Source organism: Streptococcus mitis (assembly GCF_047465045.1).
Lineage (GTDB): Bacteria > Bacillota > Bacilli > Lactobacillales > Streptococcaceae > Streptococcus > Streptococcus mitis_DT.
The window spans coordinates 20,800-32,430 of sequence record NZ_JASHAR010000016.1 but is presented as its reverse complement, the minus strand read 5'-3'; the positions used below and the strand labels follow the sequence as shown (position 1 = coordinate 32,430).

The window sequence follows — 11,631 nt, the reverse complement described above, 5'->3', positions numbered from 1 at the left end:
TTATGATGACAACATTTACCATCCATACAGTAGAATCAGCACCAGCAGAAGTGAAAGAGGTTCTTGAAACAGTAGAAAAAGATAACAATGGCTATATTCCCAACCTAATCGGTCTCCTGGCTAATGCACCAACTGCTTTAGAAGCCTACAGAACTGTCGGAGCCATCAATCGTCGCAACAGCCTGACACCCGTTGAGCGTGAAGTGGTGCAGATCACGGCAGCCGTGACCAATGGTTGTGCCTTCTGTGTCGCAGGTCACACAGCCTTTTCAATCAAACAAATCCAGATGAATGATGATCTTCTGCAAGCCCTTCGCAATCGTACTCCAATCGAAACAGATCCTAAATTAGACACTCTGGCTAAGTTTACTTTGGCAGTTATCAATACCAAGGGTCGTGTTGGAGATGAAGCCTTGGCTGAGTTTCTAGAAGCTGGCTACACTCAACAAAATGCCTTGGATGTGGTTCTTGGTGTCAGCCTAGCAAGCCTCTGTAACTATGCCAATAACCTAGCCAATACACCAATTAACCCAGAATTGCAACCTTATGCTTAATTCATATCTGAGTAAAATGAAGTCTGAAATCAACGGACTTCATTTTTTATCCCCTCATTTAAGTGCTTTTATGCTATACTGAAACTAACATGATTATTGGAGGTTAGGATGAAAAAACTCCCCTTAGTATTTTCTGGTTGTTTGCTAGGTTTGGCAGGAGCTGGAAATCTTATTTTAGATACGTTGCCAGTTCTGTCACATATACTGAGTTTATCAGGCTTGGTTTTATGGATTTACTTTCTGATTTTGCATCTCTTTAATTGGAAGGAAACCAAGCAAGAATTGACCAAGCCTCCTCTTTTGTCAGGAATGGCCACCTTTCCCATGGCTGGGATGATTTTATCAACTTATGTCTTTCGCGTATTCCCTCATCTTCCTTTAGTAGCGCAGGGTTTCTGGTGGTTTTCATTTCTCTTGGATTTGGCCTTGATTGCTGGTTTCACCATCAAGTTTGCTTATCCGGGTCGGAGGATTCATGCGACTCCTAGCTGGACGGTACTTTATGTGGGGATAGCAGTGGCTGCCTTGACCTATCCTCTGGTAGGCATCATCGAGATTGCCTATGCGACCTTGAGTTTTGGTTTTCTCTTGACCTTCTATCTCTATCCCCTTATTTATAGCGATTTAAAGAAACAACCACTCCCACTAGTCTTGCTTGGACAAGAAGGAATCTACTGTGCTCCTTTCTCTCTACTCTTGGCTTCCCTAGTTCGAGTTGGAGGAGCTAGCCTACCGAATTGGGTCTTGATTGTCATGATTTTGGCTTCCCAATCCTTCTTTTTCTTTGTTTTAACTCGCCTGCCCAATATTTTAAAACAAGGCTTTCAACCAGCCTTCTCAGCCCTCACCTTCCCAACCATTATCACAGCTACTTCGCTCAAGATGGCTCAGGGAATCTTGAAACTTCCATTTTTGGATTATTTGATGCTGGCTGAAACCGCTATTTGCTTAATTATTTTATTCTTTGTATTAGGCGCATATCTGAATTGGTTACGAAAAAAGGTCTAGCTAGAAATAGCTAAACCTTATTTTTTATGGTTTGATAACCTCAGCTCCGCCCATGTATGGACGAAGTGCTTCTGGGATGGTCACAGAACCATCTTCATTTTGGTAGTTTTCAAGAATAGCAGCAACTGTACGTCCAACTGCAAGTCCAGAACCGTTCAAGGTATGGAGGAGTTTCACCTTGCCGTCTGCTTCATCACGGTAACGGATTTGGGCACGACGGGCTTGGAAATCTTCTGTATTTGAACAACTTGAGATTTCACGGTAGGTATTTTGTGCTGGAATCCAAACTTCTAAGTCGTAAGTTTTAGCAGCTGAGAAGCCCATATCTCCAGTAGAGAGAGCAACGACACGGTATGGAAGGTTGAGTTTTTGAAGAATGTTTTCAGCGTTGGCTGTCATTTTTTCCAATTCTTCGTAAGATTCTTCTGGCTTGGCAAATTTAACCATTTCAACCTTGTGGAATTGGTGCAAACGAATCAAGCCACGAGTATCACGACCAGCTGAACCAGCCTCAGAACGGAATGAAGGACTCATAGCAGTGAAGTAGATTGGCAGGTCTTTACCATCAAGGATTTCATCACGGTAGTAGTTTGTCAGAGGAACTTCAGCTGTAGGAATAAGGACGTAATTGCTGTCGCTCAATTCAAAAGTATCTTCCTTGAATTTTGGATATTGACCAGTACCAAACATAGAGTCATGGTTAACCATGTAAGGTGTGATGACTTCAGTGTAGCCTTCTTTTCCATGTTCATCCAACATAAAGTTGTAGATAGCACGTTCCAAACGAGCGCCTAGACCTTTATAGAAGAGGAAGCGAGCTCCTGTTACCTTACCGCCACGTTCCCAATCAAGGATACCAAGGTCTTCGCCAAGATCCCAGTGAGCTTTTGGCTCGAAATCGAACTCGCGTGGAGTGCCCCAACGGCGAACTTCCACATTGTCATCTTCGTCAGCTCCAACAGGAACGCTGTCAGCAGGGATGTTTGGAAGAGTAGTGGTAAATTCTGTCAATTTAGCATCGATTTCTGCCAATTCAGCATCCAAGGCTTTGACTTCAGCAGATAGAGTTTGCATAGCAGCAATCTTGTCATCTGCATTTTCCTTATTGCGCTTAGCTTGGGCAATCTCAGCTGAAACTGTGTTACGTTCAGCCTTGAGAGTTTCAACCTTGACTAAAATATCACGACGTTTAGCATCGATTTCTTTCATCTCGTTTAAGACAGCAGCATCTACACCACGTGTAGCCAGTTTTTCTGCGACAGCATCAAAGTCTGTACGAATACGTTTGATATCTAACATAAGAACTCCTTTATGAAAAAAGCACACCTGACAAAGCGTTGGAGTGGCAGGGCCACGGTTCCATCCAACTTCACAGGAGTGCACTTGATTGTGTATGCAATTGTTACTAACGGTAGAATTTCACCTATCCCTCCTATCTGCTCGCAGCATCCGCAGACTTTCTGAAAGAAGAAGATAACCTACTTATCCGTTGCTATGATTATACTAAAGTTTCTACTTTTTTGCAAATAGATTTTTAAATTTTTGACTAATGGTTTGAATCAGGGTCGGAAGTTTGACGACCTTGTCATTGCCCAGTTTTTCGCGAGCAATTTTAAGAATGGCACCTGAGTCTTTTGATGCAAAGAGGAATTTTCCTTTGTCTGTAAAGACTTCGAAGTGGCGACTGATTTTGCGACCAGTAACATTAGCACCAATTTGGTTGATATGGCTCCAAGGAATCTGGATAAATTGTTCAACATTGACATCTGGGTAAAATTCCAGAGCCTGATCTCCAACAAGGAATTTCCCAACTTTCCCAGCTATAGAGAGGTAGGAAGTTCCGGTCGTATTGAGAAGCACTGTTTTGTTAAGAGATTGGGCCATGATTAGTCTTCCTTACTTTCACCGAAAAAGGCATTGTAGAGCGCTTTAATTGCTGCTTTTTCTTGGTCTTTATTGACAACAAACATGATAGAAACTTCACTAGAACCTTGAGACATCATCTGGATATTAATCTTGTTTTCAGATAGAGCACGTGTCGCAGTAGCAGTTACTCCGATATGACTCTTCATTTTTTCACCAACAATCATAATGATAGAAAGGTCGTGTTCGATTTCTGCATGGTCTACTTCAGCCTTTTGAACCAACTGACGAAGGATTTCTTCTTCCTTGATAGGAGTTAGTTCGCGAGAACGGAGGATGATTGAAAGATCGTCGATACCTGTTGGCATATGTTCCCAACCGATGTTAAGATCTTCAAGGATTTGAAGAACCTTGCGTCCAAATCCAACCTCACGGTTCATGAGGTATTTAGACATGTTGATGCTGACAAAGCCAGAGTCACCAGCAATTCCTACTACTGGGAATTCATCACTACTATGTTTTAGAACGATACGAGTACCTGGATGATCAGGATTGTTGGTATTCTTGATAACCAGAGGAATTTTTCCTCGGTAGGCAGGAAGAAGCGCTTCGTCATGAAGGACTGAGAATCCTGCATAGGCCAACTCACGCATTTCACGGTAGGTCAGCTCAGGGATTGAGTGTGGTTGGTGGATAATACCAGGGTGTGCTGCAAAGATACCATCAACATCCGTAAAGTTTTCATAGAGGTCTGCCTTAACACCGGCAGCAATGATAGAACCTGTAATGTCTGATCCTCCACGTGAGAAGGTACAGATCTGATTTTCCTTGGTAACACCAAAGAAACCAGGAATGACAAGGACTTCATTGGCATTTGTCAATTCCTCAATCTTGTCATAACTTGATGGAATGATGCGAGCGTGACCAGGTTCACTTGTGACTACAATACCAGCTTCTCTAGGGTGCACATAGCGTGCATCGATACCATTTTGATTAAAGTAGGCAGCAATCAATTTAGCATTGTTATTTTCACCGGCTGCTAGGAAAGTGTCGTAGAGAAATTCATTTTCTTCGATAGGAAGAGTAGCTAAGGCGCGAATACTTTTTGAAATTTTTTCTAAAACAGCTGGTTTAAGACCTAGTTCACTAACCATAGCAGCATAGCGGTCGATAATCCAGTTTTGACTCTTACTAATATCGTTACCAGCAACATAGTCGCGGTAGTATTTAATCAAGGCATCCGTAACTTTAGTATCTTCAGCATTACGTTTACCAGGCGCAGAAACGACGACAAAACGACGCTCTGAATCGCTTTTGACGATGTTTAAAACTTTTTCTAATTGACTAGCAGAGGCAAGAGAGCTACCTCCAAATTTAACAACTTTCATAAGAACTCCTAAAGTAAGTATTTTATACGATTATAGCAGAAAGAAAGCCTTTTTTCAATGAAGAAAATAAGATGCGTTCTAGTATAAAGCGAGCCTTTCTAATCGGCTGAGACACTTTCAGTTGATTTTTTCTTGCTTTCTGATTTTAAAAAAGATATACTTTGAAAATAAAATAATTTAACCAGCTTATAAAATAAAAAGGAGTTCAAATGGAACACATTATTTATCAGCTTGAAGAGGATTTGGCAATCCTTACCTTGAATCGTCCTGAGGTCGCGAATGGTTTTCATATTCCTATGTGTGAGGAGATTTTAGAAGCTCTGACTCTGGCAGAAGAGGATCCAGCTGTGCATTTTATCTTGATTAATGCCAATGGCAAAGTCTTTTCAGTTGGGGGAGATTTAGTAGAGATGAAGCGGGCGGTGGATGAGGATGATATTCCATCATTGACAAAAATCGCAGAATTGGTCAATACTATTTCTTATAAAATCAAGCAAATTGCTAAACCTGTCTTGATGGAGGTTGATGGGGCTGTTGCAGGTGCCGCAGCAAATATGGCTGTTGCTGCAGATTTCTGTCTGGCAACGGATAAGGCTAAATTTATCCAAGCCTTTGTTGGAGTTGGCTTGGCTCCGGATGCAGGAGGAATTCATCTCTTGAGTCGAAGTATTGGTGTGACGCGTGCTGCTCAATTAGCCATGACAGGTGAGGCTTTGTCCGCAGAAAAAGCTCTGGAGTGGGGTCTTGTTTATCGGGTCTCTGAAGCTGATAAACTTGAAAAGACGAGAGAACAGCTTCTTAAAAAATTGAGACGCGGGTCAGCTAATTCCTATGCTGCCATCAAGAAGTTGGTTTGGGAGAGTCAATTTAAAGACTGGCAAGATTATGCTGCTTTAGAACTGAACCTACAGGAATCACTAGCGAAAACAGAGGATTTCAAAGAAGGAGTTCGGGCTCATTCGGAAAGAAGACGACCTAAATTTACAGGAAAATAAAAAAATACTTGCACCATTCTTTGAACTTTGATATAATTCTTTTGTCAAATGTTTTGATTCTAAAAGTTTTTTTGAAAAGGAGGGAAGGAAAGATTGGACTACCAACGAATTAATGAATATTTAACGTCTATATTTAACAATGTCCTCGTTATTGAGGAAGTTAGCTTGAGGGGTAGTCGTTTCAAGGATATCTCCATCAAAGAAATGCATACGATTGATGTGATTGGAAAAGTTCCAGATGTGACACCAAGTCAAGTGTCAAAAGAGTTGATGGTGACTCTTGGGACAGTTACGACTAGTTTGAATAATCTCGAACGCAAGGGTTACATTGAACGCATTCGTTCAGAACATGATCGACGTGTGGTACATCTGCATTTGACAAAGAAAGGTCGCTTGGTTCATAGGTTACATAAACGCTTCCACAAGGCCATGGTTGAAAAAATCATTGATGGTATGAGTAAGCAAGAAATTGAGGTTATGAGCAAAGGTTTGACTAATCTTTATCAATTTTTGGAGGATTTGAGATAATGGCTTTTGCAAAAATAAGCCAGGTTGCTCATTATGTGCCAGAGCAAGTGGTTACAAATCATGATTTGGCTCAGATTATGGATACCAATGATGAGTGGATTTCAAGTCGGACGGGAATACGACAAAGGCATATTTCAAGAACAGAATCTACTAGTGATTTGGCTACAGAGGTTGCTAAGAAACTGATGGAAAAAGCTGAAATCACAGGAGGGGAGTTGGATTTTATCATCCTAGCTACCATTACTCCAGATTCTATGATGCCCTCTACAGCTGCTCGTGTCCAAGCTAATATTGGTGCTAATAAGGCCTTTGCTTTTGACCTAACAGCGGCTTGCAGTGGATTTGTATTTGCTCTTTCAACTGCTGAAAAGTTTATAGCTTCTGGTCGCTTTCAAAAAGGCTTGGTGATTGGTAGTGAAACCCTCTCTAAAGCAGTCGATTGGTCAGACCGATCAACAGCTGTTTTGTTTGGAGATGGTGCTGGTGGTGTCTTGCTAGAAGCTAGCGAGCAAGAGCATTTTATGGCTGAGAGTCTCAATAGTGATGGGAGTCGTAGCGAGTGTCTAACTTATGGACATTCAGGCTTGCATTCTCCGTTTTCAGATCAAGAAAATGCAGATTCATTTTTGAAGATGGATGGGCGTGCAGTCTTTGATTTTGCCATTCGGGACGTAGCCAAGTCTATCAAGCAGACTATTGATGAATCTCCTATAGAGGCGACAGACTTGGATTATCTGCTACTTCATCAGGCTAATGACCGTATTTTGGATAAGATGGCTAGAAAAATCGGTGTTAACCGAGATAAAATTCCAGCCAATATGATGGAATATGGCAATACCAGTGCAGCAAGTATCCCGATTTTACTTTCAGAGTGTGTAGAACAAGGTCTCATCCATTTAGATGGTAGCCAGACTGTTCTACTATCAGGCTTCGGTGGAGGCTTGACATGGGGCACGCTCATTCTTACAATTTAGGTAATCATGTGGTGAACACATTGTTATAAAAAAACTATTTATTTTAAAGGAGTCCTATCATGGCAGTATTTGAAAAAGTACAAGAAATTATCGTTGAAGAACTTGGAAAAGATGCATCAGAAGTAACACTTGAATCAACTTTTGATGACTTGGATGCAGATTCATTGGACTTGTTCCAAGTAATCTCAGAAATCGAAGATGCTTTTGATATCCAAATCGAAGCAGAAGATGACTTGAAAACAGTTGGTGACTTGGTTGCCTACGTTGAAGAGCAAACAAAATAAGCAGAATATAAGATAGAAGGAGTAGGGAAACCCGCTCCCTCTTGTTTAGGCAATAGTTTGATCGTCAAATTATGACGGTATCGAACTATTACGTAAGCAAGAAACGATGGAGGCACTATGAAAACACGTATTACAGAATTATTGAACATTGATTATCCTATTTTCCAAGGAGGAATGGCCTGGGTTGCTGATGGTGATTTGGCAGGAGCTGTTTCCAAGGCTGGAGGACTAGGGATTATCGGTGGGGGGAATGCCCCTAAAGAAGTTGTCAAGGCAAATATTGATAAAATCAAATCATTGACTGATAAACCCTTTGGTGTCAACATCATGCTCTTGTCTCCCTTTGTGGAAGATATTGTAGACCTCGTTATCGAGGAAGGGGTTAAGGTAGTTACAACAGGCGCAGGAAATCCAAGCAAATACATGGAACGTTTCCATGAAGCTGGTATTACGGTTATTCCTGTTGTACCAAGTGTTGCCCTAGCTAAACGCATGGAAAAAATCGGTGCGGATGCTGTTATTGCAGAAGGAATGGAGGCCGGGGGGCATATCGGTAAATTAACAACCATGACCTTGGTTCGCCAGGTTGCTGCTGCTGTATCTATTCCAGTTATTGCTGCAGGAGGGATTGCGGATGGTGAAGGTGTTGCAGCTGGCTTTATGCTAGGTGCAGAGGCTGTTCAGGTTGGAACTCGTTTTGTCGTTGCAAAAGAGTCTAATGCCCATCCAAATTATAAGGCGAAAATTTTAAAAGCTAGAGATATTGATACTACGATTTCAGCTCAACACTTTGGACATGCTGTTCGTGCGATTAAAAATCAGTTGACTCGTGATTTTGAACAAGCTGAAAAAGATGCTTTTAAACAAGAAAATCCAGATTTGGAAATTTTTGAACAAATGGGAGCAGGTGCTCTAGCCAAAGCGGTTGTTCACGGAGATGTGGATGGTGGATCTGTTATGGCAGGTCAAATTGCAGGCCTTGTTTCCAAAGAAGAAACCGTTGAAGAAATCCTAAAAGATTTGTATTACGGAGCAGCTAAGAAAATTCAAGAAGAAGCCTCTCGTTGGGCAGGAGTTGTAAGAAATGACTAAAACAGCCTTTTTATTTGCTGGTCAAGGTGCCCAGTATCTAGGTATGGGACGGGAACTCTATAATCAGTATCCGATTGTCAAAGAAACGATTGATCAAGCGAGTCAGGTACTCGGTTATGATTTGCGTTATCTTATTGATACAGAAGAAGAAAAACTCAATCAGACCCGCTATACGCAACCAGCTATTTTAGCAACTTCAGTTGCTATCTATCGTTTATTGCAAGAAAAGGGCTATCAACCTGATATGGTTGCTGGTTTGTCTCTTGGAGAATATTCTGCCTTGGTGGCCAGCGGTGCCTTGGATTTTGGAGAAGCGGTTGCTTTGGTTGCTAAGCGTGGCGCCTATATGGAAGAAGCGGCCCCTGCTGGTTCTGGCAAGATGGTAGCAGTTCTCAATACGCCAGTAGAGGTTATTGAAGAAGTCTGTCGAAAAGCTTCTGAACTTGGAGTAGTTACCCCAGCCAACTATAATACACCTGCACAAATCGTGATTGGTGGAGAAGTGGTAGCAGTTGATCGAGCTGTCGAACTCTTGCAGGAAGCAGGAGCTAAACGCTTGATTCCTCTTAAGGTTTCAGGACCTTTTCATACCGCTCTCCTTGAGCCTGCTAGCCAGAAACTAGCTGAAACTCTAGCTCAGGTAAGTTTTTCAGATTTTACTTGTCCTCTAGTTGGCAATACAGAAGCTGCAGTTATGCAAAAAGAAGACATTGCTCAACTCTTGACGCGTCAGGTCAAAGAGCCAGTTCGTTTCTATGAAAGTATTGCAGTTATGCAAGAAGCAGGTGTAACCAACTTTATCGAGATTGGACCGGGGAAAGTCTTGTCAGGCTTTGTCAAAAAAATTGATAAGACAGCTAAACTAGCCAATGTTGAAGATCAGGCTAGTTTGGAAACTTTGCTAGAAAACAAGTAATCCCTTCTCCCATAAATACAAGAGAAAACAGGAGAAAAGAATGCAACTAAAAAATAAAAATATCTTTATTACAGGTTCGAGTCGTGGAATTGGTCTTGCCATTGCCCATAAGTTTGCTCAAACAGGAGCCAATATTGTCTTAAACAGTCGTGGGACAATCTCAGAGGACTTGCTAGCCGAGTTTTCAAACTATGGTGTCAAGGTGGTTCCTATATCAGGAGACGTGTCCGATTTTGCAGACGCTAAGCGTATGGTTGATCAAGCTATTGCTGAGCTGGGTTCAGTAGATGTTTTGGTCAACAATGCAGGGATTACCCAAGATACCCTTATGCTCAAGATGACAGAAGCGGATTTTGAAAAAGTACTCAAGGTTAACTTGACTGGTGCCTTTAACATGACACAATCAGTCTTAAAACCGATGATGAAAGCCAGAGAAGGTGCTATCATTAATATGTCTAGTGTTGTTGGTTTGATGGGAAATATCGGTCAAGCTAACTATGCAGCTTCTAAGGCTGGTTTGATTGGTTTTACCAAGTCTGTGGCGCGTGAAGTGGCCAATCGCAATATCAGAGTTAATGCTATTGCACCTGGAATGATTGAGTCCGATATGACAGCTGTTCTATCAGACAAGGTAAAAGATGCCATGCTGGCGCAAATTCCTATGAAAGAATTTGGGCAGGCAGAGCAGGTTGCAGATTTGACAGTATTTTTAACAGGCCAAGATTATCTAACTGGTCAAGTGGTTGCCATTGATGGTGGCTTAAGTATGTAGCAGAAGCTAGAGGTAAAAAAGATGAAACTAAATCGCGTAGTAGTAACAGGTTATGGAGTAACATCTCCAATCGGAAATACACCAGAAGAATTTTGGAATAGTTTGACAACTGGAAAAATCGGAATTGGTCAAATTACGAAATTTGATCATAGCGACTTTGATGTTCATAATGCAGCAGAAATCCAAGATTTTCCTTTTGATAAATACTTTGTAAAGAAAGATACCAATCGTTTTGATAACTATTCTTTATATGCCTTGTATGCGGCTCAAGAAGCTGTCAATCATGCCAATTTAGATGTAGAGGCTCTTGATAAAGATCGTTTTGGTGTTATTGTGGCCTCTGGTATTGGTGGAATCAAGGAAATTGAAGATCAAGTGCTTCGCCTAAATGACAAAGGACCAAAACGTTTGAAACCATTGACCCTTCCAAAAGCCTTGCCAAATATGGCTTCAGGAAATGTTGCTATGCGTTTTGGAGCAAACGGTGTTTGTAAATCTATCAATACTGCCTGCGCTTCATCAAATGACGCGATTGGTGATGCCTTCCGTTCAATTAAGTTTGGCTTCCAAGATGTCATGTTGGTAGGTGGGTCAGAAGCTTCTATTACACCTTTTGCTATTGCTGGTTTCCAAGCCCTAACTGCTCTCTCAACTACAGAGGACCCAACTCGTGCTTCCATTCCATTTGATAAGGACCGTAATGGTTTTGTCATGGGTGAAGGTTCTGGGATGTTAGTTCTTGAAAGCCTTGAACACGCTGAAAAACGTGGGGCTACTATCCTTGCTGAAGTGGTTGGTTACGGAAATACTTGTGATGCCTACCATATGACTTCTCCTCATCCAGAAGGTCAAGGAGCTATCAAAGCCATCAAACTAGCCTTGGAGGAAGCTGAGATTTCTCCAGAGCAAGTAGCCTATGTCAATGCTCACGGAACGTCAACTCCTGCTAATGAAAAAGGAGAAAGTGGTGCCATCGTAGCTGTTCTTGGTAAGGAAGTGCCTGTATCATCAACCAAATCATTCACAGGACATTTGCTGGGTGCTGCAGGTGCAGTAGAAGCTATCGTAACAATCGAGGCTATGCGTCATAACTTTGTACCAATGACAGCTGGAACAAGTGAAGTATCAGATTATATCGAAGCCAATGTCGTTTATGGACAAGGCTTGGAGCAAGAAATTCCATACGCTATTTCAAATACTTTTGGTTTTGGTGGCCACAATGCAGTTCTTGCTTTCAAACGTTGGGAGAATAAATAA

The 11,631-nt window shown here is 41.7% G+C and carries 13 protein-coding genes; 10 read left to right on the top strand and 3 right to left on the bottom strand.

Annotated features, from left to right (window positions below):
* Positions 1 to 5: 5 nt before the first annotated feature.
* Positions 6 to 554: a carboxymuconolactone decarboxylase family protein gene (locus QM409_RS08520; protein WP_000206768.1), complete on the top strand. Its 549-nt coding sequence runs from the start codon at positions 6 to 8 to the stop codon at positions 552 to 554.
* Positions 555 to 662: 108 nt separating this feature from the next.
* Entirely contained in the window at positions 663 to 1,562 is a 900-nt protein-coding gene (locus tag QM409_RS08515; RefSeq protein ID WP_414305520.1) for a TDT family transporter, read from the top strand.
* A 24-nt stretch (positions 1,563 to 1,586) separates the two neighbouring features.
* Here QM409_RS08515 and serS read toward each other — a convergent pair whose 3' ends face one another.
* The 3 genes from serS to QM409_RS08500 all read right to left on the bottom strand — a co-directional run bounded on the left by serS (position 1,587) and on the right by QM409_RS08500 (position 4,813).
* Positions 1,587 to 2,861 carry a serine--tRNA ligase gene (gene serS, locus QM409_RS08510; protein WP_023945596.1) on the bottom strand — a complete coding sequence of 425 codons (1,275 nt, stop codon included), beginning with the start codon at positions 2,859 to 2,861 and terminating at the stop codon, positions 1,587 to 1,589.
* Positions 2,862 to 3,074: 213 nt separating this feature from the next.
* Positions 3,075 to 3,446: a DUF956 family protein gene (locus QM409_RS08505; protein ID WP_020901044.1), complete on the bottom strand. Its 372-nt coding sequence runs from the start codon at positions 3,444 to 3,446 to the stop codon at positions 3,075 to 3,077.
* 2 nt (positions 3,447 to 3,448) lie between these two features.
* Positions 3,449 to 4,813, bottom strand: a complete 1,365-nt coding sequence (locus QM409_RS08500) for an aspartate kinase (RefSeq protein WP_050242190.1) — start codon at positions 4,811 to 4,813, stop codon at positions 3,449 to 3,451.
* Between the two features lie 209 nt (positions 4,814 to 5,022).
* On the opposite strand from QM409_RS08500, the gene QM409_RS08495 reads away from it, so the two are divergent.
* The 8 genes from QM409_RS08495 to fabF all read left to right on the top strand — a co-directional run bounded on the left by QM409_RS08495 (position 5,023) and on the right by fabF (position 11,631).
* Entirely contained in the window at positions 5,023 to 5,808 is a 786-nt protein-coding gene (locus tag QM409_RS08495) for an enoyl-CoA hydratase (RefSeq protein ID WP_414305519.1), read from the top strand.
* 93 nt (positions 5,809 to 5,901) lie between these two features.
* Complete coding sequence (locus tag QM409_RS08490) at positions 5,902 to 6,336, top strand: MarR family winged helix-turn-helix transcriptional regulator (RefSeq protein WP_000386355.1); 435 nt, start codon at positions 5,902 to 5,904, stop codon at positions 6,334 to 6,336.
* A complete protein-coding gene (locus QM409_RS08485) occupies positions 6,336 to 7,310 on the top strand; it encodes a beta-ketoacyl-ACP synthase III (RefSeq protein WP_414305518.1) in 975 nt (324 codons plus the stop codon). The genes QM409_RS08490 and QM409_RS08485 overlap by 1 nt, the downstream gene beginning before the upstream one ends.
* Before the next feature lie 59 nt (positions 7,311 to 7,369).
* Positions 7,370 to 7,594, top strand: coding sequence for an acyl carrier protein (locus QM409_RS08480; protein ID WP_000257838.1), 225 nt, complete (start codon positions 7,370 to 7,372; stop codon positions 7,592 to 7,594).
* A 117-nt stretch (positions 7,595 to 7,711) separates the two neighbouring features.
* Positions 7,712 to 8,686 carry an enoyl-[acyl-carrier-protein] reductase FabK gene (gene fabK, locus QM409_RS08475; RefSeq protein WP_045612217.1) on the top strand — a complete coding sequence of 325 codons (975 nt, stop codon included), beginning with the start codon at positions 7,712 to 7,714 and terminating at the stop codon, positions 8,684 to 8,686.
* Positions 8,679 to 9,602 carry an ACP S-malonyltransferase gene (gene fabD, locus QM409_RS08470; protein WP_045612215.1) on the top strand — a complete coding sequence of 308 codons (924 nt, stop codon included), beginning with the start codon at positions 8,679 to 8,681 and terminating at the stop codon, positions 9,600 to 9,602. Before fabK ends, fabD begins: the two co-directional genes overlap by 8 nt.
* A 40-nt stretch (positions 9,603 to 9,642) precedes the next feature.
* The gene (gene fabG, locus QM409_RS08465; protein WP_045612213.1) at positions 9,643 to 10,374 is read left to right on the top strand and encodes a 3-oxoacyl-[acyl-carrier-protein] reductase; all 732 of its coding nucleotides are present in this window, start codon (positions 9,643 to 9,645) and stop codon (positions 10,372 to 10,374) included.
* A 21-nt stretch (positions 10,375 to 10,395) separates the two neighbouring features.
* Positions 10,396 to 11,631: a beta-ketoacyl-ACP synthase II gene (fabF, locus tag QM409_RS08460; protein ID WP_049544789.1), complete on the top strand. Its 1,236-nt coding sequence runs from the start codon at positions 10,396 to 10,398 to the stop codon at positions 11,629 to 11,631.